Here is a 23,841-nt window from a genome sequence, read left to right on the forward strand (position 1 = left end):
GGAGCCGGACAGCCGGACAGCCCGGACCACCACACCGCACCGGTCGCCGCCCCCGCACAACGGGGCGGCGACCGGCGCGCTGTCCGCTCCCCCGTTCCGTCGTTCTTTTCCCTGTGCTCGAAGGAGAGTCCCACCGTGGCGACCGCCGCTCGCTCCAAGTCCCCGGCCCGGCGTAAGCCGCCCGCCCGGACCCGCAAGAGTTCCACCCCTCAGCCCCCCGTCGCCCCGAGCGCCGTCGACGTCACCACGCAGACGGCAGCCGCCACCAATGCGCTGCCCGAGGCCGACCCGCTCCTGGCCGACGCCGCCGACCGGGCCGCCGACATCGTCGACACCGCCCGCGAGCAGGTCGCCGCCCTCCAGACGGCAGCCGAGACCGCAGCCGCGCGCACCGTCGCCACCACCCACGAGCAGGTCACCACCCTGATGACCGAGGCGCAGGAACGGGCCGCGGGCATCACCGCCGACGCCGACCAGGAAGCCACCGCCCAGCGCGCGGCGGCGGCGAGCGACCTGGAGGCGGCGCGCGGCGCAGCCGACCGGCTCCTGGCCCAGGCCCGCGACCGTGCCGAGACCATCGTGGCCGAGGCCCGGGCGCAGGTCGTCGACCTGACCGAGCTGGCCGCCGCGGACCGCGACGCGACCGGCAAAGCGGTGGCCGAGCTGCGCCGCCTGGCCGAAGCCGACCTCACCGAAATCAGCACCCTGGTCGACCAGCGCCGCACCGAGGCCGGCCAGATCCTCACCCGCGCCCAGGAGCAAGCCGACCACCTGGTCGCAGCGGCGCAGCGAGAGGTCGACCAGGCACGCGAGCGGTTCGCCCAGCTCGCGGCGACGGCGGCTGAACAGTACGACGGCCGCCGCGCGGAAGCGGAGGCGCTCTACGCGGACGCGGTCAAGGCCGCCGACGACCGGCGCCGCGAAGCCGACACCCACGTCGCCGCCGCACACACCGAGGCTGAGGCGGCCCGCACCGAGCTGCGCACCAAGCTGCGCGAGCTCACCGACCAGTTCGACGAGCAGGCCGCCACCAAACGCAAGACGCTCGCCGACGAACTCGCCGGACTCAAGGCCGCGTGCGACAAGCAGCGCGAGAAGCTGCGCGACGACGCCAAGACCGTCACCGCGCAGCTGCGCGAGGCAGCCCAGAAGGAAGCCGAGCGCATCACCGCCGAGGCGGAGCGCAAGGCCAAGGCCGTCACCGAGCGGGCCCAGGCCGATGAGTCCCGGGCCCGCCGCCTGCTGGAGGAGGCCCGCGAAGCGAAGCGGGCCAACTCCCGCTGGCGCGGCTGGCACAAGAATGTCAGCCGCACGGCGTGGAAGACGGCACCGTGGATCGCGCTCGCCGCCGGCGTCGGGCTCGCCGCCTCCGGCGAGTACGAGCTGGCCCGCATGGTCGGGATCAACAAGTACGTCGCTCCGCTGCTGCCGGTCAGCATCGACGTCTACTGCGTCACCGCCTTCCGGGCCAAGAAGGACATCCCCTACGCGCTTCTGCTGATGGCGTCGGCGAACGTGACCTACCACCTGTCCGAGCAGGCGCACCTCGTCCAGGACGGCCAGTCGGCTCCGTGGCAGCTGACCACGTTCGTCGTACTGATCTTCGTGGCCGTCATCTGGCGCGTACACACCCTCATGCACGACGACGGTACGGACGGACACGGCAGTACGGCCGCGGTGGACGGACGTACAGGTACGGACGGCGGAACCGGAATGCCTGTCCGTACAGGTACGCACCGGCGTACCAACGGAACGGACACCGTGTCGTCCAGCCGTACAGAGGGCGCGAGCCACGACCTGTACGCCGGGCACAACGGGGTTCGGCCGGATGGCGCGGGTGCTGGATGGGACGGTACGGACCCTGTACGCCCCGTCTCGCACCCGCCGCACGACGGCGACCCCGAAGCGGCGCTGACCAGGGCGTACAGCGACCGTACAGGCGGCGTACACACCACCCCTGGCGGGGCGGCGCGTACAGGTACGGCGACTGCGGGACGTACCAGGACGGCCAGCGCGGCCGTACAGGTACGCACCGGCGCCGTCAGCGTCCGTACACAGTCCGGCGCAGACGGTGTTCCGGGTGCCCGTACAGGTACGGACGCCGCATCCTCTCCCGCAACCGGAACCACCGGTACGGCGGGTGCGGAGCGTCCCGGGACGCCTGTACGGACGGACGAGGAGCTCCTGCCGCTCGTACACAACCTCCCCCGCGGCGAGGACGGGTTCGTGACGCTCTACCAGGTCCGCAACCAGCTCTCCGTCAACAACAACCGCGCGGTGCGCCTGCTCTCCAAGGCCGGCCTGCTGCGCCCCGAGGACGCGGACAAGCACCTCACCTGATCCGACGTCCGGCACACACCAGTGAGGGCCAGCCCGCAGCTATCGGGCTGGCCCTCGCCGCGACTGCCGGAAGACAGTCGACAGCCCCCCGAGTACAGCAGATCCGACCCCCACGGAGGACCCCGTGAGCACCGAACACAACGGTCAGCCCTTCTTCGACGACCCGAACGCGGCGCTGCGCGAGATCGCGCAGAACCCCGCCGCCTACGCGCACTACCTCGCGGACTTCAACCGGGTCGTGCTGGACATGCAGGCCAAGCTGGAGATCCTCCAGCGCGAGGCCCGCGTGCACTGCCGCGGGACCCGCGTGGAGGGCGACAGGATGGGCCAGGCTTTCCTGCGCTCCTTCCCGGTGGAAAAGTCCCTGAACGACGTTCTCAAGAACCTCAGGAGCGTCACTTCGGGACTGGAAAAGAGCGCCCATAAGCGCCACGCCCACGACGAAAAGGTGACGGAGGTCAAGAAAAGCCGAAAGGAAAAGGCGCAGCTCAAGGCGCGTAAGAACAACCCGCCGCTCCAGGCCGCCCCGGAAAACCCGGGTAAGCAGGGTGCGCAGAGTCCGAATCCGGGCTATGGTGGCCCCACGTCGATTTACAACCTGGACCGCAGGGAGTCGGCGTGAGTGCAGGTCGCCCGCTCACGAAAGTCGAGCGGAAGAAAATGAACCGTGCGGAACACGAGCGGAAAATCAAGCAGGATTTGATTGCCGCGCACGGCAAGGACCTCGGCACTTTCTACTACTGGCTCCGGGTTACGAACATCCGAGGCACCCAGGCGTATCGCGACGGGAACACGGAGTTCATCCGTGAGGCCGCGCTCGCCCTGCACAACGTCTACAGCCGCTACTTCGGCTAGCTTCCCGCGCCCCGCACGAAGGGCCGCTCCCGATCTCCGGGGGCGGCCCTTCGGTGATCCCAACGCGTGCCGCGCGTACCGCGTGCCGCGCGTGGCGTGCGCGCGTGTACGTGAGGCCGATGCCAACTGTCAAGCCCAGAAGGAGGGGTCGCGTGTCCGACGACATCGACAGCAACGTGATCAGCCTCCCCACCCGGGGCGGAGATTCCGGCGTAATGCCGGATGCCCCTGATGGTGGGGACTTCTTTTATTCCGAACCGCCCAGCGGTGATGCTAGTGACGGTTTCCCTCTGGGGTTTCAGGAAAGTGCGGGTGCGAGAATTCCGCCTATCCGCGACCCTATTTCACCAGAAATCGCTCTGCGGGAAACGGGAATGCCAGCGGCTCCGGATTCTGGCGAAGGGGAATACGGGGAAGGTGAATACGTTCAGCCTCGTTCTCTTGCTGATCGCCTTGGTGACTGGCTGGAGCTCCGTTTGGAAGTGGCGCGGGACCGTCATGCCGGTGAAGCGCCGTTCCGGGAGGCGGAAATAGCGCGTAAGGCCGCGCTTTTGGAGGCCCGCACCGCTGAGGAAACCGCGATGATGGAGCAGAACGCGAAGCTCCACACCGCGCAGATGAAAGCGAAGTCCGACAAGGCGGCGGCGCGCGGCAAGGCCGACGCGTCGCGGTCCTCCGGCTCCGGCATGGGCGCCGACAAGGGCGGCCGCTCGAAGGCCGGTGGCGGCAGCTCCGGCGGTTCCGGCCGCGGTGGGGGCCGGGGCTCGGGAACGAACGGGTCCGGCGGCTCCGGTCGCGGTTCCGGGGGCGGCAACTCCCCCAAGGGTGCCGGGAAGGGCCCTGATCGCTCCGCAGGTGGCGGTAAGGGCTCCTCGAAAGGCAATGAGTCGTCCGGCGGCCCGAAAGGCCGCCAGAACGGCTCTGGAGGCTCCGGGGCGGGCAAGGCTGGTACGGGCAAGGGCAGTTCGGGCGGCTCCGGCGGCAAGAACGGCTCGGGCAGCTCCGGGACCGGCAAGGGCGGCTCGAAGGGCGACGGCGGCCAGTCGAAGGACTCGCCGGCCGCCGGCCCCAGGGCTGAGCGGACCCGCGGCCGCCAGGAGCGCGCCGCCGCCCGCCAGGCGGCCCGCCAGCAGCGGCGCAGCGCCAGCCAGGCCGCCGACCTTGCCGACCGCAGTAAGGACCGCGACCAGGACCGTGCCGCCGTCCAGGCGGCGCGCGAGGAACGCCGCAGGGTGAAAGCCGAGCGGAAGGCCGCGGCACGGGCGAAGCGGGAGGCGTCGGCCAAGGCCGACGAGGGCCGCACCACCCTGGGCGCGGCCCTCGGTGAGGAAGCGCAACGCCGCTGGGACAAGCGCCGCGCGGCAGAGAAGGACAAAGCCGCGAAGGACGGCAAGGCCAAGGACGCCGTCGGCGACGACAGGGACTCCGAGGTCACGACCAAGAAGATGACCAAGGACGTCCCTGAGAAGCGTTCAGACGGCCCGAAGGGCTCCGCGACCAAAGAGCCGGACGACGGCAAGAAGAGCGGCGAGAAGCAGTCTGACGCCTCCGCAGACACGGATGCGAAGGACAGCACTGGGACGGACACCGATCCCAAAGCCGACGACGTCAAGGACCCGCCGGACGCGGACGACAACGCCGACGAGCGTTCCTTCAAGGAGCGGCTCAAGGACTTCTTCACGAAGGCCGGGGAGGACACCACCCCGCCCGAGCCGGAGGAGTCCTCAAGGCTCCGGCCCGAGGACCTGGGCGACGTCACCGTGGACCGTCCCGGCGGCCCGACCCGGACCCCGCAGCCTGAACCGGCTGAGGACGACATCCCGGACGCGGTCATCGTCGACGACCCGTCCGACCCGTTCGGTGCCCATGTCAGCAGCCCGGCGAGCCTCCCCCGGGCGCCGGAGCCCCACACCCAGCGTCCCGGCACCAGCCGACCCACTGCACAGGAGGACCCCGTGGCATCGCACATCAGCAAGCCCGCGACGGGCCAGGCCCGTATGGCGGCCCAGCACCGCACCGACGTCACTTTCGGCGAGTACCTGACAGAGATCGTGAACATCGCGATCGCCGCCGGAGCCGACAAGGACCGCGCCCAAGAACTGGCCGGCGCGCTCGGGAAGGTGGCCGACGCCCTGCGGGACATGGCCGCCGACCTGGTCGGTGACCACAACATCGCCACCACCGTCGTCGACCAGGTCACCGACCTGGCCGACGCCGCGGCCCGCATGAAGGCGCTGGCCGAACGGTGCGCCACCGAGTGCGAGATCGCCTCGGAGGCCGCCCTGCTCGCCGCCACGGCGGTCGGCTGGACCTACAGCGCGGACATGAAGGCCATGGACGACGCGGGCCTGGCCCACGCCTCCTCCGCCACCCACCACGACTAGAAGAAGGAAGGGAGGTTCGCTGATGAGCGACCTCACACCCCACACCGGCGGCGCCGCAGCCCGGACGGAGGACGGCAATCGGTACAAGGCGGTCCAGCACAAGCTCAAGACGCTGGGCACGGCCATGGACATGGTCGGCACCGAGCTCGAGACGCTGTTGCGCGGCATGCGGATGAACGCCCAGCGCTCCGAGGGCCTGGCCGTGGAGATCGCCAACGCCGAACTCGACAAGAAGTTCGTGGAGATGACCAACCAGGTGTCCGTCGCCCTGGGCGGCGCCGCCGTCGAAGTGCAGAAGCTGCACGAGACGGCCCAGGAGGTCTCCGGCCTCGCCCACGACACGCGGCGCACGCACGCCCGGCTGTACGAGGGCCTGGACACCATCCGCTCCAGCCGCAAGGAACGCACCCCCAAGCCCGGTTTCTTCGCCCACTGACCCCAGCTCACCGAAACCCCTGATGGGCGGCCCGCCACGTAACGGCGGGCCGCCCATCGCCATATCCCCGAAGGAGAACCCCCGTGTCCGTGCCGCGCAGCGTCGCCCTGGAGCGCACCCTCTACACCCTGACCGCCCCGGTCCTCGCCGCGGCCCCGAACCTCTTTCCCGACAGCCCCGTCAACACGGTCGTGCAGCTGGCGGGCGCGGCCGGCGTCGGCGGCTGGGTCCTGGCCGCCAAGAGCGACGAGCCCGGCACCGGACGCAAGATCCTGCGCTGGTCGCCGCTGGTCCTCGCGGCCGCCGTCGACATCGCCGCGCAGCACACGGTCGGCTGGGGCCCGTGGTGCCTGGACGGCATCCTCGCCGCCAGCTGGGCGGCGGCCGGATGGGCGGTGATGCCCTTCTCCCGGCACACCCGCCGCCGTCACCGTCCCGCCCTCGCCGCCCCAGCCTCCGCGCCGCAGCTGCAGCCCGCCCCCGCACCGGAGCCGTCCCTCGTGCAGCCGGACGACGGCGCCGACGCCTTCACCCGCCAGGTCCGGTGGCTGTGGGAGACCCGCGGTATGCCCGGCCGCACCATCGTCGTCACGGCCACCCCGCACGCGGGCATGCCCAACGACCTGTCCCTGCTGCTGCGGGCCACCGAGGCCGGACGGCCGATCTCCGGGCTCACCGAGGAGGCCGTCGCCGCCGCGTTCGGTGTCGACGTCAGCGACGTGCGGATTGAAGACGTGGTCCGGCAGTACGGGCGTGAGGGCGGACCCGGCTGGAAGGAAGTCCACGTCACCCCCGACATGAACGAGCGGCGCCGCAAGGCCCCCACCACCCACGAGTGGTGGGCCGACCGTATCGGCACCGCCGGCGGGCCCGTGCCCGGCTCTCAGTTCATCAAGAAGGTCCGCGACGGTGAGCGCAGGGTCACCCACTACATCGCCCAGGTCCCCGACGAACTGGGTGAGCCGCGCGTCAACCAGCACACGCTGGCCGCCGCGCTGAAGACGAAGTACGACGAGGGCCGGCTGTTCGTCACCGTCGACGGCAGCCAGGTCCTGGTCTCCCTGTGGGACTCCAGCCCGCTGGCGCAGGTGTTCCCCGCCACCAGGGAGCTGCTCACCCCGGACAAGGACGGCCGGTGGGTGACCGGCTACCTCGGTAACGGCCAGCCCGCCCGCAACCGGGTCTACACCGACCGGGGCGCGGCCCACGGCCTGTTCGTCGCCCCGTCCGGCGGCGGCAAGACCCAGCTGATGGGCCTTCACGTCGCCGCCGACGCCCTGTTCGGGTCGGTGGTCTGGCTGGCGGCGGAAGCCCCCGACGAGAAGGCCGCCAAGCTGGGTGAGTACACCGACCGCTACGGCATCGGCGCGCTCTACATGATCCGGCTCCTGCGCACCCTGGACGCGCTGATGGAGATCCGCGGCGAGATGGTGTGGGAAGACGGCAGGGTCTACGACTGGGACCCCAAACTGCCGGGCTGCCCCTACCGGATGCTGTCCGCCTACCTCGATGAGTTCCTCTCCGCCGCCCGCAACGGCGACTACGGCGCGGAGATCATGGACCTCGCCGAAAGGGTGTCGGTCAAGGGCCGCAAGTACGGCATCGGCCTCAAGGTGGCCGGCCAGTCCATCTACGTCCAGGACGGGTTCACGCAGCTGCTGTGCGAGAACCTCCGCGAGAACTGCATCCCCGTCGTGCTCAAGGTCGCCCCCCAGAAGGTGACGGCCATGTTCAAGGCCCTCGGTATCTCCTCCGAGAACACCCCTGATCCCCTCCCCCGTTCCTTCTCTCCCGAAGAGGCGGGCCGGATCGAGCGGGTGATGGCCGGCGAGCCCGAGCCGCCCGCCAACTCCAACACCGGCGGCGCCGGATGGATCGTCGAAGCCAAGCAGCCCGAGGTCCTGCGCACGCTGTTCATGGACTTCAAGGCCGGCCTGGACGACTACTTCCCCGACACCATCGCCACCCTGACCGACTACGAGATCCGCGAGCTCGAAGCGCGCGACCTGTGGTTCGACTGGACTGAGCCGCCCCGGCCCGGCGAGTTCGGCGACGAGCCGGACGACGAGGACGGGGACGACGACGCACCCCGGAAGGGCGGCGGCAAGCGCCGCGGTGGCGGTGGCAAGTCCGCCGCACGCCGCGACACGGTCACCTCGACCCGCCAGGCACTGGAGGCCATCAAGAACCTCTCCGGCGTCTGACCCACCCCTACCCACACCACTCCACCTCGCAGGGCCCGGCCGCACCGGCCGGGCCCTGCTCACACCTGGAAGGACACACCGCCCGTGGCCGTATCGATCTCCGTCGTCATCCTGCTCGGCATCGTCGTCTTCGTCCTCATCCGAGGCGGCTCCGTACGCCTCCTGCCCGCCCTGGCCTGCGCCGGATTCGGCTTCTTCCTCGCCTCCACCGGCGCCGCACCGCTCATCACCGGCGCGATCAACGCCGTCACCGGCTGGATCTCCAGCATCTGAAACCGCCCCGGCCGCCGGCGTCGAAGGCGCCACCCACCCCTCGCGCCTTCGACGCCCCCAGGAGCCCCGATGCCCCAGACCCACCCCGCCATAGACCAGGCCACCCCGACCACCGCACCGCCCACGCCGCCGACGCCGCCGACGGCACTGTCCCTCGAGGAACGCATGGAGGTCATCAACGCGGCGATGACCATCCGGCTCGAAGAAGCGGCCCTCGCCTACGAGGTCAACACCGCGCACATCCCCACCGAGCCCGTCGACCTGGCCGACGTGCTCACCGTCCCGCTGGCCCCGACACTCCAGCCGCCACCGGCATGCTCCCCCACCCCGGTCGCCGCCGTTCTGCAGCGCGCCCACCGCCGGCTGCTCACCGGCGGCTGGTGCAGGAACGCCATAGCCGACGAGGACGGCGCCCTCTGCCTGTTCGGCGCGGTCCGCTTCGAGGCCCACCGCGACCTGGGACTGGAGATGTCCGCGATCTCCGTCCTGCTGGAGGCGATCCGCCGCCAGTTCGGTGACCGCTTCGAGTCCGTACCGGCCTTCAACGACTCCTGCCGCGACGGACGCCTCCCCATGCGGATCCTCGGCCAGGCCGCCGACCTCGCTCACGCCCGCGGCCTGTAGCCCGCATTTCCGGACCACCTGCCTCGCACCCGAACCCACCCGGCCGGGTGCTGGTTATGCCGTCCGGCCTGCACACCACCACCCGTCACACGAACCCGATCAAGGGAGCACCCCCGCCATGCAGTCCGACGACAAGCCCATCAACGGCCAGCCCAACCCGAGCTTCCTCGACCTGCTCAACCAGACACCCCCGCAGCCGGACACCGACCTGGACAAGGACCACGGCACCACGCGCTTCGCCCAGCTGCGCGCCGGGTGGAACGCCTCCTGGGAGCAGAGTGGCTTCCTGCACGGGCGGTGGGAGGAACTGCGCCAGGCCCCGCAGGCCGGATGGCACTGCATGGCCAACTGGATCAAGGCCCTGCTGATCCTCACCGGTCTATGCGCGGTCATCATCCTGCTGGACACCGCGGGCGACGTCCTGGCCGACTCGATCCGCAGCCTGCTCACCCGCCGTCCCGCACGTCCAGGTCGGCGCCGACACCTCCAACGGTGTCTTCGTCGTGGTCGACCAGCCGATCCGCTCGTACATCGCGGCCCACTCCGCCTCGCTGCCGATCAGCGCCTCCACCGTCTACACCGTCTGGCAGGCGGTCGGACTCTTCGGCCTGGTCGGCGGGTTCTTCCGCAGCAGCGGCGCCCGCCTGACCTGGACGGTGTTTGGCGCGTCCAGCATCGCCATGGTCTACAGCGCCGCACCGGCCGACGGCCGCACCATCGCCACCGGGCTCGCCGTCCTCGCCTGGACCGCCGCCTCCGCGTTCGCGCTGCGCGGCCTGAGCCTGCGCCCGACCTTCTTCACCCACATTCACAACGCCGGTCACCAGATCGAGCCGCACATCCACCTCCCCGCCCCGGCCGCCCGGCCGGCCGAAGAGACCCCGGACAACGTGCACCCGCTCCAGAAGCGCTGACCCGTCGCTCTGCCTGGCTCTCGCCCGCCCTGCGCGGGCGAGGACCGGACAGGCCGCCCGGCCACCCGTCACGCCTCACGCCCTGTCGACGGACCCTCCGCCGGCGGGGCGCAGCACTGCCCCGTCGGTATCTAGTCGCGTTAGTGAGATGGGTGTTCTGCTCAGCGCTGTTGAGCAGAACACCCGCTGGACGAGCGACGGGAGTCACCCGTGTCGACGGCGTGAGATTCAGCGAGGGGCACGGCGTCGCAGGAGGATCACGAGCGTCTCGCGTGCATCACGGCGTCGTTCCGGGCTTCGTGCGAAGACCGAGGCGGTAGCGACCGAGGTCACACTGACGGTGTAGAGGACGCCGGTGGCTCCGGCGAGCACGGCGCCGTCGTGGAGCAAGGTCATCACGGACATGGCTGGGGTACCTCCTGGGAGAGTGCCCGGCGATCGTCTCTGCCGGACGTGGTCCCTCAGGTGTCCACCATCCGGAAGGTTTCCGGCGATCTCCCGCCACCCGGATCTGTGCTGAATACACTGGTCAGCCACATGGAATGAGTTTTCCGGAGGACGCCTGCTCTGGCGCTCCGAAAGGGGGAGGAGGGGAAGTTGACCGTCGCCGGTCCAGCCCTGCAGGCATTCGGCAAATCATTGCTCGCACTGCGGGAAGCAGCTGGTAGCCCCCCATACAGCGCACTGCTGGCGCTCGACGGAAAGAAGATCAGCGACTCAACTTTGAGCACGTGGTTCAAGGGCCAAGGGGCTCCCAGCACCGGGAACACAGCGTACTTTCAGGCCCTGGTCCTGCGCCTAAATGGCAAGGCGAAGGAGAAGGGCACCACCTACGTGCCCCTGCCTCTGGGCCAGTGGACGTCCCTGTTGAAGGCCGCTCAGAATGAGCGCGATCAAAACCGGGGCGGTCGACCGAGTCAGCGCCAGCCCGCAGAACGCACGGCGGAAGAGGAGAGAAGGGGCACGAAGCTCGCACGGCGAGACCGTATGTTCCGCGGTCATAGGTCATGGATCGAGCAGAAGGATCTCCTACCCGACCGCCTGTTGGACCGTGAGGACGAATTACGGGAGCTGGAGGCGTTCTGCGCTGCTGAGGACGTCGCGGGCCAGTCCAGGTACGCGTGGTGGCAGGCCGAACCATTCGCAGGGAAGTCGGCCCTGCTTGCCTGGTTCGTGATGCGCCGTCAACCGGTCAACGTGGACATCGTTAGCTACTTCATTGCGGAGCGCTTCGCCAACAACAACCGAGCAGACTTCCTTTTCACGGTGACGGGCCAGCTGGTCGCTCTCGCTGGGGGCGGGGCTCCGCCCCCGGACGCCGGGCGGCTCCAACAGGATCTACCAGCTCTCTACGAGGATGCGGCGCGAGCCTGCGTCGCGCGCGGCCGGACTCTGCTCCTCGTCGTGGATGGCCTCGACGAGGACGGGCATTCTGACGGGCACAGCATCGCCGCCTTGCTGCCCAAGGCCCCGTCGCCCGGTATGCGCGTGGTGGTCGCAGGTCGGCCCAACCCTCCTGTGCCTAGTGATGTTCCGGATGGCCACCCCCTCCGAGACCCGGCCATCCTCCGCCCCATCGCAGCCTCACCCGAAGGCGGACGCGTGAGGGAACGGGCCGAGCACGAACTGCAGCGGCTGCTGGACGACGAGCCCCTCGGTAACGACCTTCTCGGCATGCTGGCGGTGGCTAGGGGCGGGCTGACCGACACGGACCTGGCCGAGCTGACCGATGCCCGGCCGCACCAGGTTCGGAAACGGCTTCGTGGCATCACCGGCCGCAGCTTCGTCCCCGACCGCAACGGCAACGTTCGCGTGGCGGGTGCGGCGGCAGACTCTGGTAGGTATGTCCTGAGTCACCGAGAGCTGCGGCAGAAGGCCCTGGAAGGGCTGGGCGAGCGCGCTGCGGCCGAGTACGAGGCACAGTTGCACGCCTGGGCAGACACTTACCGGACCGAAGGGTGGCCATCCGGTACTACCCCGCTCTACCTGCTCAATGACTACACGCGGATGCTGCGCGACAAGGGGGACACCGAGCGGCTGTCCCTGTTCGTCCTCGACCCACGTCGTCAGCGGGCTCTCCTGGGCCGATCATCAGTCGATGTCGCGCTGTCCGAAGTCGAGTTGACCCGTCACGTGGTCGAACGCGAGTCGCCAGGCGATCTCAGCGCGTTGGCGGCGCTTGCGGCTTCCAGGGGCGTCCTTTCCGAACGCGCCAAGGTGCTGCCAGCAAGTATCCCGCTGGCATTCGCCTGGGTGGGAGATTCGCAGCGCGCCATGGACCTTGCCCTTGCCTCTCCGTACCCGGGTGACAAAGCCATCCGGTTGGCCGAGGTGGCCTGTGTGCTGACGAACACCGATCTTGAGCACGCTACCCAGGCTGCTGAGGAGGCAGCCCGGTGGGCGAAACAGGCCCGTCAGGAGTCGACGCCAGCCAATGGGGACGTAGATGACGCCGAAGTGGCTGCGGGTAAAGCTGCGGTGGCCCTGATCGCGGTCGGTCAGAGCCATCGGGGGCGGGACCTGCTTGTCTCACTCCAGCCCCACATCTACGGAGGTGAGCCATTTCAGTGCGAGATGGCAGTGGAAGCGGCCCTCGCGGTCCGCCCGCGGTCTCCCGCGCTCGCCGAGGAGTTGCTGGACAAGGCCGAAACCTATGTCGAGGAAATGACAGGCGGCTATCTCACGGACCCGACCGCGCCCATCCACGCGTGGATGGTGATTGCCGGTGCCGGCGCCGAGCGAGCAGCCCGGTTGTACGGACGGATCAACGAGTACGCGAATACGCGTCCGGCCGGCCTTGAGGCTGTCGATGTCGTGGCCGCCGCCGCGTCGGCTCTGGCGGCAGGCCGCCCTGATGAGGCGGCCGCCCTGGCTCAGCGGGCAGGTCAACAGCTGGGGGCAGCACTGCGTGCTCCGCAGTCGCTGCCAAGTAACGAGGCATCCCATCTGTCCTGGTTCCTTAACTCCATGCTGAAGAATGTGGCGCAAGCACTGGTGGACACTGGACGGGTCACCGATGCCCGGGAACTTGTTGCCTCGGTGCCCGACACACTGAGGACGGACTGGCTTGGGGGAGATGTCCTCTCTGGGGCCCACGCTGCGATTGGCGGTGACCCGCTCGGGGCTCGGAGAGTTACGTCTGCTGCGGATGCTCTGGCCCAGCAGGCGTGCCAGTGTGCAGAGCAGCGAAAGTTGGAGGACGCGAAGGCACGGCTGCAGGAGGCCATGGAGTCGTTCGCGCGATCTCCGGAGGAGACTGGCCGACCGCGATGGTTGGTACCCCTTGCCGGTGCACTCGGCAGGATCGGTGATCCTGCGGCTGGCGAGCTGCTCGCCAAGAGCCTTCAGGGCCGAGAGCAGGTGCAGGCCCTCGCCGCCGTCTCGATCTCAACTGGGGCCGTGGGACATCTCGCCGATGCACGCCGCCTGGCACACGAGGCAGCCGGCCGTGCACGGACGCTGGAGGACACAGATCACTTCTTCTTGCGTGAAGGCGACCCAGGCATGGACGAAGCAGCCGTGAGGGCCGCCGCGCAAGCCCTGGCGCACGCCGGAGAACGTGATTCTGCTCTGTCGCTCGCCAACGAGGTGGGCAGAAAGGACGACGGCGCGCGAAACAGCAGGAGCCGACGTGTGTACGTTGCTGTGGCAGCCGGGTTGCGTGTCCATGACCCGGCCACCGCCGTCAAGCTCATCAATCGGGAGAGGGAATTTCTGCTGGCCGCGGAGGTTAGGCCGGGTGGCCTGCAGAATGGCATCGCCCAGCTTGCGGAGCTCCTCGTGGCCATCGGGGACGCGGACCGGGAGTGCAGGCAGCACCTTCGTCGGACGGTTAAGCGACTGTGGGAGGAACCGCGCTCAGGGCGGCCATCGGTTAAGGACATCCTTGTGGTGGTCGTCCTTGCTGCCCGAAGGCAGCGTGAGTTTGCTCGCCGTCTACTCGCGGAATGCGAACGGAGTGCAGAGAGCGTCCCTCCGTGGGAGTTACCGATCGGAGGCTTCGCGATCGCCCACGCCCTGTTAGGCGATCTTGCCGCTGCCCAACGCTCCGTGAGTTACGACAACGTTCCGTACGACCATGCCGAAGCGTTTACGGCCGTCGCTAGCTACCTCACGACGACACGGGCAGACATGGCGCCAAAATCCTACTCAGGGTTCCCTCAAACACTCTCGTCCCTCGCCCTGCTGGAAGCACCTCCCACCACGGAGGGCACCACCGACGCGACGCATCGCTTCCTGGCAGCCGCCCTCGTCGGCGACGGCTGGCACCATACCCTTCCGCTCCTGGCACGCATCGCACCCGAAGCAGTGGAACGTGTCCGGGACATCGTCTTCACCCACCGCTCACTTAAGATCGACGTCCATCCGCCCGTGCCTGAGGTCACGTAGAGCTTGGCCTCAGGCACGTGCCTCCGATGGGACTCATGAGGGTTCCATCGGCGCGGCCGGTTCGGGCAAGTTGACGGTTCTCTTGTCGAGTTCGAGGACCTGGGTGGCGGGCCGAGCACGGCACCAGCCGGCCTCGCCGGATGCACCAAGTGCAGCTCGGCGACCACTTGGCAGGCTTTCCCGCCGACTCTCTTTTTGGCGACGGTGTCACACCGGCCCGCTACGGTTCGGCTATGGCCGCGCACACCTCGGGTCCCAACGGACTCGTCCCAGTACACATCGCTGTCCACGACCCCGCCCAGATGGATAAGCCCGATCCAGGCGCCCACGAGTACGTACGCGACATCGTCGCGGCCTCGGCCAAGTACACGGCCATCTCCTGGACCAAGTTCGGGGCGGAGCCGCGTTGGGTCGATATGGACACCAGTACCTGCCCCGTCGCCATCATCCCGAGCAAATTCTCCGGTCATGGTGCCGAAGAATTTGACCGGCTTCTGGCCGGGGCGGCTTCGCGCGGTGAGCCTGCGGTCATTATCGCGACGATGGGCACGGCGGATGATGACGATGACCGCGTGCGGTCGGTCTTCGGTCGGCCGGGCGGCCGCGTGGACTTCCCCCAATTCAACGGCGGGATCAGCGGCAAGCGACTGCCGACGGGGGCAGAGGTCTCCCTGGTTCCTGGTCTGGGCGCAGCTGATCACGACCTCGGCGGGAGACTTCTCAGCCGGCCTCCAAATGCGCCCTGGTGGGCGATGACCTTGCGGCGGGGCGCCTCGGAGGGCCCGCGCGGGACCACGGTTCGTGAACCTGAAGGTGAGTTGGTGCCGATCCTCGTTGACAACCTGGGCGAGCCCGTTGTCGCGCGCTGGATCTCCGGCAACGGCCAGCAGATCTGGTACGTGATCCCTGACGGGGTCGACTGGAACCGATTGGTTGACTGGCTTATTCAGCGCGCCCTTCCCGAGCACGTCCCGGGTGCCCTGCGTCGCGTTCGCTCACGCCACGATGTTGATCCCGCCCTGGAAACCCCCGCAGAGACGCAGGCGCGTGACGCTCTTGAAGAGGTGGAGCGCCGGTACCTGGAGGACAAGGCCCGATTGGAGGACGATCTGGAACTGGCGCGGCAGGAAGCGGAACCCGTGCGTAACGGCCTTCTGTACGGCAAGGGCAGCGAGTTGGAGGCCGCAGTAGCCATGGTGCTGCGCGCTGCCGGCTTCGCAGTCATCGACCTGGATGAGGAGTTTGGCGACACCCTGTCGGCAGACTTGCTCGCCGAGCTGAACGGGTCCACCTGCCTGGTCGAAGTGAAGGCAGTTGCTGGGGCAGCGGGAGAGCAAATGATTTCGCAGCTTCAACGCCACCTGGACAAATGGCCGCAACTGCGGCCCGGCCAGCCCGTCACGTGCGCGGCCTTGATCGTCAACCACCAACACCGCCTCAACCCTGCCGAGCGTCCTGCCGAGGTGTACCAGCGCAGGGTCGTCGACAAACTCCCGTTTCCGGTGGTTGCCTCCGTCGACCTATACCACTGGTGGCGCGCAGAGGACTGGTTGGCCGTGCAGACCGCTGTGCTCGGCCAAGCCCACCCAGGAGGAGAACACGACATGCCCGCTACCAAAGAGCGTGAGAGCACTGCGGTCGACCGCAAGCGATGGCGCCCCTGGGGTAGAAGCGGAACTGCGTAGCGGCCGCGACCGCTATTTTGATCGTCCGAACGAAGGGCCCGCGCTCACATATCCGTGAGTGCGGGCCCTTCGTCGTTTGTGGCATCGTCCAGGCGTCGCCGGAACCGAGAGAACCGACTAAACCGCCCAAATGCGAAGCGCTGGAAGGGGTGTCAGGCGGCCGATCCTGCGGCACCTGATACGAGGAGGTCCCTGGCGAGCTCACAGGCCGCCAGAAGGGCGCCTGGAGGCGTGTCGGGATACTCATCCAGCATGAAGGTAAGTAAGCTCGCCTCATGTTGCCTCAAGAAGAGTCAGACGATAGGCAGAAGGTTACCTTCAAGCTGCCGTCGTCCCTGAAAGCCAACTTGAAGATCCGCGCGGCAGAGCTCGGCGTCGACATCCAGGATGCCGTCGCAACAGCCATGGACGAGTGGGGGGCGGCTTCGCCCGAGGGCGTCGCCTCCGTAGACACAGCCGGAGCGCCCCCGTTCGCGACCTGGCTGACCGACGCAATGATCACCCGGTTCAAGGACGAGTGCAGCTCCCGAGGCATCCCCTATGTGCAAGGCCTCGCTCAAGCAGTCACCCGGTGGCTCGACGCGCACCCCTCACCGCGTCACCGGCCACTGGAGCGGAACACCCGCCGGATCATTGTCTGCAACCAGAAGGGAGGCGTCGGGAAAACGGCTGTCACATCAGGGCTCGGCGGCGCCCTCGCGGAGGACAAGGACCGTGCACTCGCAGCCGGCGGCGCCTTCCCCGGAGCTGCCGAAGTAGCACGCCTCAACGCTCTCCTGCAGAAGACGGACGAGAAGCCAGACGCAGAGTCGGAGGCACTCGTTGACGCGGACGGCTCGTACGAGGCCCCCGAACTCCGTGTGCTGATGGTCGACTACGACCCTCAGGGCCACCTGTCCAAGCAGCTCGGCGTCAAGCAGCTCCCCGCAGCGGGCCCCAGCCTCGCGAAGTTCATGGCCCGCCAGGCGTCCGGCGACATCCGGGACCTCATCGTCCCTATCGAGGACGATGCATTCGGCGGCCGGCTCGACTTGCTCCCCTCATGCCAAGACGCCTTCCTCCTGGACGTCATGATCTCCACAGCCCGCAATCGGCAGGCAACGCTGGAGCGCGCCCTTGAGCCGCTGGAAGAGCACTACGACGTCATCGTCGTCGACTGCCCTCCCAGCCTCGGCATGGCGATGGACGCCGCGATCTACTACGGCCGCCACCGGGACGGAGAGCGCGAGGGCGAGTCGGGAATCCTCATCGTGGTCCAGGCCGAAGACTCCTCGGCCGACGCCTTCAGCATGTTGGTCGAGCAGATCGACGACGGCATGACCGACTGGCGTATCGAAGCCACCTACCTCGGCCTCGTGGTCAACCTGTATGACGCACGCGATGGATACGTCGTCACCAGCTCACTCGACGAATGGCACTCCCTCGGAGAGCCCCGCGTCATAGGAGTCATCCCCCGCCGGAAAGAGCAGCGTGAAGCGGCCCGCGCTCGGCGCCCGCTCCTCGCCTACGACCCGTCGTGCCCTCAGTCGCGCGTCATGCGCCAGATCGTCAAGGAAATTTCATGAGCGCAAGCCGCGTCAGCGCAGCCGAACGAGCGGGAGCCAGCGCCGCGTTCGGCGCCGCACGAGCCCCTCGCAGTACCCGTGGCCAGATCATCGACTCTGTTGTCGGCACTCCCCCGGCTTCCGTGTCACCAGACCTGGTGGCCGAGAACCCGGAGAACCCTCGGGAGGAGTACGACAAGGTCTACATCACCAGCCTCGGCCAGAACATGCGCGAGGTCGGCCAGATCCAGGCAGCGACCGTCATGACCCGTCTGGCGTTCCTCGTCTCCCACCCCGAGCACAAGGAGGCCATCCCCTCCGACCGCGAGTACGTGGCCATCGATGGCCACTGCCGCCTCCGGGCCGCCCGGCAAGCTGGGATCGATCTTCGGATCACAGTGGATGACTCCCCGGCCGGAACCCGGGAAGACCTTCTGGCCGCCGCGTTGTCCGCGAACCACTTCCGAAAAGACCTCACGCCGATCGAAGAAGCCAAGGCGATCGAAGCCCTCGTGGAGTTCCACGGCAGCGCTGCAGCCGTCGTGAGCGTCCTTGGCGGAGCCATCAACGACTCCTGGATCTCGACACGTCGCGCTCTGCTGAAGCTGCCCGACGAAATCCAGCAGAAGGTCGCTGACAAGGAGGTACCCATCGCCATCGCACGGAAGGCCGGCAGCCTGCCAAGCCCTGAGGAGCGGACGGCCTACGTCGACACTGCAATGGCGGAGAGGGCAGCGGCGCAAGCCGAGAAGCCCAAGCCGGTGCGAGGCCGAGCAGCAGCCGCAGCAAAGCGGCAGACTTCCCCAGCCGCAGCCGAACCCGTGCAGGAAACACCACCCACCCCCCCGGCCGGTACGACCACCGCAATGCCCGCCACCAGCGTTCCTGAGCCCCGCGGCGAGACAAGCACCGCCCTGGACAGCGAATCGACCCTAGACTGGACAGACCCTGACGGCATCGCCGCCGCCATCCTGGAACGGTGCTCGCCCGCCGCGGTCGAGGAGATTGCCCAGAAGCTGCTCAGCTCCCTGTGACGCCACCCGGTTTTACGCGGTAAAACTCACCCGTCCTGCGAGCTCCATGCGTGGGCCCTCACGCCCGGCGGTCACGTCCTCCGGAGCGTCCGAGTTTTACCGCGTAAAACTCGGACGCCCTGCGAGCCCCGTGCGTGGGCCCTCACGCCCGGCGGTCACTGTCCGGTCTCACTGAACTTTGACCGCTCGTTGCTGCCCAGCCGGCTTCGGTCCGGGCCACGGGCGACCGGCCGACCCGGACAGTCCGAGCGACTCTGGCCGGACGGTCGGGCGTGGCCGCGGCAGCGGCGAATAGGAGGTCGAGCGGATCACCCTCGTACCTGACGACGAGACAGGCCGCTGCGACCGATCTCCGGGAAAACTCCACAAGCCGGGCCCGGAACCGGGGCCTCGGCATATCGCGTACGGCTGCCCGGCTGAGCGGTCAGTGGGCGGACCGTGGCTGCTGGGCTGCGAGTGATTCGATGATGTCCTTCTGGCGGCGGATGTCTGAGGCCTGCTGCGGGCTGGGCTCGTAGCTGGATAGGCCGTCGATCTCGGCTCGAGCTGCGGCTATGTCGCCCGTGTGGGCGAGGATGACCGCACGATGGGATCGCAGGCCGATCATCATTTCTGACAGGTTGTACTCCTGAGCCACCGGCAGTAGCTGGCGCTCAAGGATGTTCAGGGCCTTCTGCATGCTGCCGGCGTTCACCAGGATGTCGACTACCTCTTGTCCAGAGTCGACGGCCTGGAGCCAGGAGCCGGTGAGCGAGTAGAGGTTCATTGCGGGGATCGCGGCCATGGTCATGGGGCCGCTGACAATGCCCTGGCGGCGGCGGGCCCTGACGGACAGAGAGAAACAGTCGGCGAGTCGTTTGTACTCTTCGGGTGAGTCGCTAGCGTGGAACCATTGCTGAAGGTCGGCGGTCGGTCCGTAGAGGTTGTCGACGTCGAGTCCGAGGTGTTCGCAGTAGTCGTCAGCCGACTTGGCAGCCAGCACGTCGGCCTGGGCGAATTGGTCCGCGTGGTAGAGGGCTTTGGCGAAGTTGTAGCGCAGGACACGGTCCTGCGAAGAACCGGCCACCACCTGCTCGACGCTGGCAAGGAACGCTCCCGCCAGGCGGCGTAGGTCCTTGGTGTGACCGAAGACGCTGAACTGGTGCGTGGCCAGAAGTACTCTCTCCCGCGAGCCGATGCCACTGTCCCCAGTCTCGACGAGCCTCTCCATGGCGCTTACGTGACAGGCGTATGCCTCCCAGTCGGCGTCGTAGTAGGCCCAGGCGCCCAACGTGTTGTGGGCCTCGAACCGCACGGCGATATCCCGGGTCGGATCCTCAGCGGCATCCGCCACTGCGGCTCGGATTGCCCGGGGGTAGCCGGCTTCGAAGAAGCCGTCTTCTGAGGCGAGGTCGAGGAGTCTCTCGACACGACCCGTCTCGGTCAGCAGACGCATCCAGCGACCGACCCGCGCAAGCCCATGTTGGCCTTCCAGAATCTGCAGGAGGACGTCGCGCACACGGTGGGCGACGTCATGGGGCAGGTCGTCCGCAGCAGACGAGGCTATCGGGCGCACTGCGTCATGCAGGGTGACCCGGCCATCAGCGAAGTCCTGCGTCAGCCCATGGGCGGCCAGGTCGCGCACGGTCCGGGCGGCTTGGGCAGGGCCCTGGCCAGCCGCCTCCGCGAGCTGTTGCAGCTCGGCGCCCGTGACAGGTACTTCCGCGATCGCGAGGAGTCCGGCTGCAGCCCGCGCCCTTGGCGTGAGGAGGTCAAAGGCCCTGTCCAGGATGAACTCCTGGGCAGTGGCAGTGGTGTGGGTCTGGGCCAGCACAGCGTCGCAGAAGGCGGCCCCGTCCCCAGCAAACGCGGTGCGGGTCAGCTGCGTGGAGTTGAGTACGTACAGCGGCAGGCCCGCGGTGAGAGTCAGGACACGCTGCGCGGTGCCGTAGTCCAGAGTGCACCCTTCGTCGTCGAAGATCGCGGCGATGGTGTCTGTACTCCAGCCCGGCAGTGCCTCGGGGGTGATGCCGAGGTGGGCGGCGAGCGGGAGCTGATCTGGCCAGGGGTGCCCCAGCAGAATCATCCGGGCTGTCGGCAACGCGTTAGCCAGCAGACGCACGTTCTCAGCTTCGAGCTGGTGAACGTTGTCGATAACCACGGCGACGTTGATCTGCGCGTCGGACAGCGCGGCATGCACGGCACGCAGGACGTCGATACCGTCGCCGGCAGGCAGAGTTTCGGCATCCGGCCCGCTGAGATGCCGCGCGGCCAGTTCTCGCGCCAGGGCACCTGGAACGGATGCGGTTGGCATGCCTGCGGCGTCAAAGTACGTGATCGGATGTGGGCAGTGCGCGGCGGCGTGTGCAGCCCAGGTGGTCTTTCCAGCCCCGGAGAACCCGACGATCAGCCGCACCGGCGCGTCGCTCAAGAGCTTCGGCTCCCCGACGTGCGACCAGTAGATAGCGGGCAGTTGCGGGAAGGCCTGTAGTTCCTCTACAAACTGTTCACACAGCCGGGGCAGTGTGGCGGCAACGAACCCGTGACCGTGGGCGCCGGTGCATGCGTACTGCACGCAGGCAGCGAGCTTCCACACTAGGGTCTCGGCGCTCAGGGATCCGAACGGGACCTGCTTGGCCTGTTCGATGCACCATTTCAGCATGGCGGCGAGGTCGCAGCCCGGTGTGGGCAACCACGGCTCCAGAGGGTGAGGTGTGCCCGGACCCACGAGCGCGACATCCGTAGGCCAGGATAGCTTCAGCGTTCTTTCGAGCAGGTCCGGTCCCAGTTTCGCGTTGGTGACCACGATCAGCCAGGGAATGCCGACACGGCGACCTGACGTGTGCTCGCCACGGATCCTGGCGAACTGCTCAACGGCGCCCTGCACGTCGCTCCACGTCAGGCTGCCCTGGCGGGTTTTGACTTGCAGATAGAGATACCGGTCGTCGAAGACGACCTCGACGTCCTCGTCGCGTTCCACTCGAAGCAGTCGCGCGCCCGCCTCTCTTAGCTGAAGGAGGCATCCGACCGCGTACAGATGTTGGTAGGTGAACCCGCGATGCAGCGATGTGATGCGCTGAAGCTGTGCGCCATCGAGAGCCTCGGGAACCTCTCGACCATGTTGAGGCTCGGCACCAGTGGCTTCCGCCTGCGATTCATCTGCCTGCATCGCACCAGGGTAGGGGCGCACGCTGTTGACGACGCGGTCTGAACCGGACATTGCGTTCGCCTGGACTCACCAGGCCATGGCTGTGAGTGTCGGGTGTGCTCTGACCTGGGCACTGACGAAGGAGTCGTCGTGTTCGACGCTGTCCTCGGCCACCCCCGACCGTCCAGCCACTATTGGCTCGGGGTGTCGAGTCGTGGTCGCCCGTGGCCTGAACCGCAGCTGGCTGGGCACCAGCGAGCGGTCAAAGTTCAGTGAGATCGGTCAAGGTTCAGACCGGACAGTCACGTCCTCCGGAGCGTCCGAGTTTTACCGGGTAAAACTCACCCGCCCTGCTGGCGTGCAGCGCGGATCAGGACCCGCCCCGCGAGGTTCTCCCCAACTCTCGGCCACGTTATGGAGGAACGGAGCGCAGGACGGATGCTCGCCGGGGGCAGCCACCCTGCGCTGCCAGACACCGGCAGGGCACCGGATGGCAAGGCGAGTGAGGCCGGAATAACCATGGCCACAGTCACTCACCTCCTGGTGCCTGGATGGGCCGAGGACCTGGACCGCTATACCGCGGTCATGACTTCGAACCTCCCGTGACGGGGACTCTGCAGCCGGAGCCCGCCGCGAACGTGAGAGTGTGAAGCGTGCGCGTCAGCTGATCGAGACTCTTTCCCTGTCCCCCGCAGTCGGCCCGGCGGCACACCGGGTATTCATCGGAATCGTCGTTGCCGGTGCGGTGGTCATCGCCGCGATCGGTTTTCGCGGGCTCCTACGCGGCGGCTGGTAGGCCGGGTTCTGGGGCATCAGCCACACTCGCCAGGTCTTGCGATTCTGCTCTTTGACGTCGTGGCTGTTCCGCGACCGTTGGGGCTAGAGCGGCTGCGGTTTGCACATTCCGCAGCTCGGCCGTCGGCTCTTCTTCGTCCGTAGTTCCTGTGCGGTCAGGAGGGCCGGGAGAGGGGGCCAGTCGAGATGCCGAGCCTCGTTGTCGTTCTTGCTCTTACGTGCATGCCTGATCATGAAGTCAAGTTGGCTCAAGCAACTGTCCACACTGGGAAGGCTCTTGCAGTCCCACCGATGTAGCCGGTTCGAGGTCAGCACATAGATGTGCCCCTTTGCCATCTGGTCCTTGTAGCGAGCGATGTCCTCCTCGGCTCGCATCCGCACGAGCCTGATCTGCTGGCACATTTCGCAGACCCCCGGTCCTGCTGGAGTGCGGCAGGAGCATTTGCCGCACTCCACGCACGCGATGCAGATGTGCTGCTGCAGGACATCCCTGGAAGCCGCCAGCGGCGAGGGAGAAGGCTCGTCTGGTGACATCTCCTGCACTGCGCTGGGAGCCGAAGGTTCCATGGCGGATGCGGTGGCGACGTACCCTCCTGCCAGCCCGAGAATCGTTTGCGACCGCTTCAGTGTTGAGCCGGGAAGGTCCTTACCTCGCACTGCCTGCTGGATCAGCCACCGCGCCGCTGTCACCGCGTACAGAGCACCCTCTACCCGCACGCCTCCCGGCATGGAACCCTCAAGCGCGGAGGGCAGCCCGATGGCCTGCTGGTCGTAAGCTTCCAAGACTCCGGACTCGATGGAGCCCGCCAGCGTCCTCTCAGCGGCGTGCAGCATGTCGAGGACGCCTTGCCATTCACGCGGTGACGGTGGAACTGGTTGAGTCTGATTCACGTGCCTTCAACGTTTGGTCCTCAGCGTGGTTACGGAGCAAATAGCGGGCTGGGCGGCGAGGCACACACGGCCTGTCGGACCAGGACTGCCGGAGCGACGACATTCGCGTCCGGCCCGGGGCGCAGTATTCGCACGGCTCGTTCGGGGCGGCACGCCCACGTAAGGAGGACATGGCCAGTTGGCGATCGGTAGCGCTCTACGATTCGGGGTGGCATGACACGAGCGCCTACCGCCGCCGTCGCAGCGCCCACGCCGCTTGTGACCCAGCCCGGCCAAGGCTCCCCCGGCATCCGTCGGCAAGGGCCCGTGCAGACTTCCCGCCGCCGGACTCGTTCTGCTGACCTGG

General features: G+C 68.0%; 16 protein-coding genes. 13 read left to right on the forward strand and 3 right to left on the reverse strand.

Annotated elements, in window-relative coordinates:
• Positions 1-135: 135 nt before the first annotated feature.
• The 9 genes from OG524_RS36930 (at position 136) to OG524_RS36970 (ending at position 10,030) form a co-directional block, all read left to right on the forward strand.
• Positions 136-2,340: a hypothetical protein gene (locus tag OG524_RS36930; RefSeq protein WP_331764282.1), complete on the forward strand. Its 2,205-nt coding sequence runs from the start codon at positions 136-138 to the stop codon at positions 2,338-2,340.
• Positions 2,341-2,464: 124 nt separating this feature from the next.
• Positions 2,465-2,962 (forward strand): hypothetical protein, encoded by a 498-nt coding sequence (locus tag OG524_RS36935; protein ID WP_331764283.1) that lies wholly within the window; start codon positions 2,465-2,467, stop codon positions 2,960-2,962.
• Positions 2,959-3,195, forward strand: a complete 237-nt coding sequence (locus OG524_RS36940) for a hypothetical protein (protein WP_405812582.1) — start codon at positions 2,959-2,961, stop codon at positions 3,193-3,195. Before OG524_RS36935 ends, OG524_RS36940 begins: the two co-directional genes overlap by 4 nt.
• 581 nt (positions 3,196-3,776) lie before the next feature.
• Positions 3,777-5,579 (forward strand): ATP/GTP-binding protein, encoded by a 1,803-nt coding sequence (locus tag OG524_RS36945; RefSeq protein WP_405812583.1) that lies wholly within the window; start codon positions 3,777-3,779, stop codon positions 5,577-5,579.
• Positions 5,580-5,601: 22 nt separating this feature from the next.
• Complete coding sequence (locus OG524_RS36950; RefSeq protein ID WP_331764287.1) at positions 5,602-6,015, forward strand: conjugal transfer protein TraB; 414 nt, start codon at positions 5,602-5,604, stop codon at positions 6,013-6,015.
• Between the two features lie 83 nt (positions 6,016-6,098).
• Positions 6,099-8,219: a chromosome segregation protein ParM gene (locus tag OG524_RS36955; protein WP_331764289.1), complete on the forward strand. Its 2,121-nt coding sequence runs from the start codon at positions 6,099-6,101 to the stop codon at positions 8,217-8,219.
• Between the two features lie 84 nt (positions 8,220-8,303).
• A complete protein-coding gene (locus OG524_RS36960; protein WP_331764290.1) occupies positions 8,304-8,492 on the forward strand; it encodes a hypothetical protein in 189 nt (62 codons plus the stop codon).
• 69 nt (positions 8,493-8,561) lie between these two features.
• Entirely contained in the window at positions 8,562-9,116 is a 555-nt protein-coding gene (locus OG524_RS36965) for a hypothetical protein (protein WP_331764291.1), read from the forward strand.
• A 503-nt stretch (positions 9,117-9,619) separates the two neighbouring features.
• Positions 9,620-10,030: a hypothetical protein gene (locus tag OG524_RS36970; protein WP_331764292.1), complete on the forward strand. Its 411-nt coding sequence runs from the start codon at positions 9,620-9,622 to the stop codon at positions 10,028-10,030.
• A 228-nt stretch (positions 10,031-10,258) separates the two neighbouring features.
• Here the strand turns inward: OG524_RS36970 and OG524_RS36975 are convergent, their stop codons facing one another.
• The gene (locus OG524_RS36975) at positions 10,259-10,435 is read right to left on the reverse strand and encodes a hypothetical protein (protein WP_331764294.1); all 177 of its coding nucleotides are present in this window, start codon (positions 10,433-10,435) and stop codon (positions 10,259-10,261) included.
• A gap of 192 nt (positions 10,436-10,627) precedes the next feature.
• Here OG524_RS36975 and OG524_RS36980 point away from each other — a divergent pair, with 192 nt between their 5' ends.
• The 4 genes from OG524_RS36980 (at position 10,628) to OG524_RS36995 (ending at position 18,682) form a co-directional block, all read left to right on the forward strand.
• Entirely contained in the window at positions 10,628-14,419 is a 3,792-nt protein-coding gene (locus OG524_RS36980; protein ID WP_331764295.1) for a hypothetical protein, read from the forward strand.
• 233 nt (positions 14,420-14,652) lie between these two features.
• Positions 14,653-16,104 carry a hypothetical protein gene (locus OG524_RS36985; protein ID WP_405812584.1) on the forward strand — a complete coding sequence of 484 codons (1,452 nt, stop codon included), beginning with the start codon at positions 14,653-14,655 and terminating at the stop codon, positions 16,102-16,104.
• A gap of 275 nt (positions 16,105-16,379) precedes the next feature.
• Positions 16,380-17,669, forward strand: a complete 1,290-nt coding sequence (locus tag OG524_RS36990; RefSeq protein ID WP_331764298.1) for a ParA family protein — start codon at positions 16,380-16,382, stop codon at positions 17,667-17,669.
• Positions 17,666-18,682, forward strand: a complete 1,017-nt coding sequence (locus tag OG524_RS36995; RefSeq protein ID WP_405812585.1) for a ParB/RepB/Spo0J family partition protein — start codon at positions 17,666-17,668, stop codon at positions 18,680-18,682. Before OG524_RS36990 ends, OG524_RS36995 begins: the two co-directional genes overlap by 4 nt.
• A 424-nt stretch (positions 18,683-19,106) precedes the next feature.
• Here the strand turns inward: OG524_RS36995 and OG524_RS37000 are convergent, their stop codons facing one another.
• Positions 19,107-21,830: an ATP-binding protein gene (locus tag OG524_RS37000; RefSeq protein WP_405812586.1), complete on the reverse strand. Its 2,724-nt coding sequence runs from the start codon at positions 21,828-21,830 to the stop codon at positions 19,107-19,109.
• A gap of 858 nt (positions 21,831-22,688) precedes the next feature.
• The gene (locus OG524_RS37005; protein WP_331764304.1) at positions 22,689-23,438 is read right to left on the reverse strand and encodes a hypothetical protein; all 750 of its coding nucleotides are present in this window, start codon (positions 23,436-23,438) and stop codon (positions 22,689-22,691) included.
• Positions 23,439-23,841: the final 403 nt, after the last annotated feature.

It is taken from the genome of Streptomyces sp. NBC_01520 (genome assembly GCF_045040375.1).
GTDB lineage: Bacteria > Actinomycetota > Actinomycetes > Streptomycetales > Streptomycetaceae > Streptomyces.

Coding starts and splice junctions, on each gene's coding strand:
- OG524_RS36990 (WP_331764298.1), top strand. CDS start 16,380: ATGTTGCCTCAAGAAGAGTCAGACGATAGGCAGAAGGTTACCTTCAAG.
- OG524_RS36985 (WP_405812584.1), top strand. CDS start 14,653: ATGGCCGCGCACACCTCGGGTCCCAACGGACTCGTCCCAGTACACATC.
- OG524_RS36995 (WP_405812585.1), top strand. CDS start 17,666: ATGAGCGCAAGCCGCGTCAGCGCAGCCGAACGAGCGGGAGCCAGCGCC.
- OG524_RS37005 (WP_331764304.1), bottom strand. CDS start 23,438: ATGCTGCACGCCGCTGAGAGGACGCTGGCGGGCTCCATCGAGTCCGGA.
- OG524_RS36965 (WP_331764291.1), top strand. CDS start 8,562: ATGCCCCAGACCCACCCCGCCATAGACCAGGCCACCCCGACCACCGCA.
- OG524_RS37000 (WP_405812586.1), bottom strand. CDS start 21,830: ATGCAGGCAGATGAATCGCAGGCGGAAGCCACTGGTGCCGAGCCTCAA.
- OG524_RS36945 (WP_405812583.1), top strand. CDS start 3,777: ATGATGGAGCAGAACGCGAAGCTCCACACCGCGCAGATGAAAGCGAAG.
- OG524_RS36975 (WP_331764294.1), bottom strand. CDS start 10,435: ATGTCCGTGATGACCTTGCTCCACGACGGCGCCGTGCTCGCCGGAGCC.
- OG524_RS36950 (WP_331764287.1), top strand. CDS start 5,602: ATGAGCGACCTCACACCCCACACCGGCGGCGCCGCAGCCCGGACGGAG.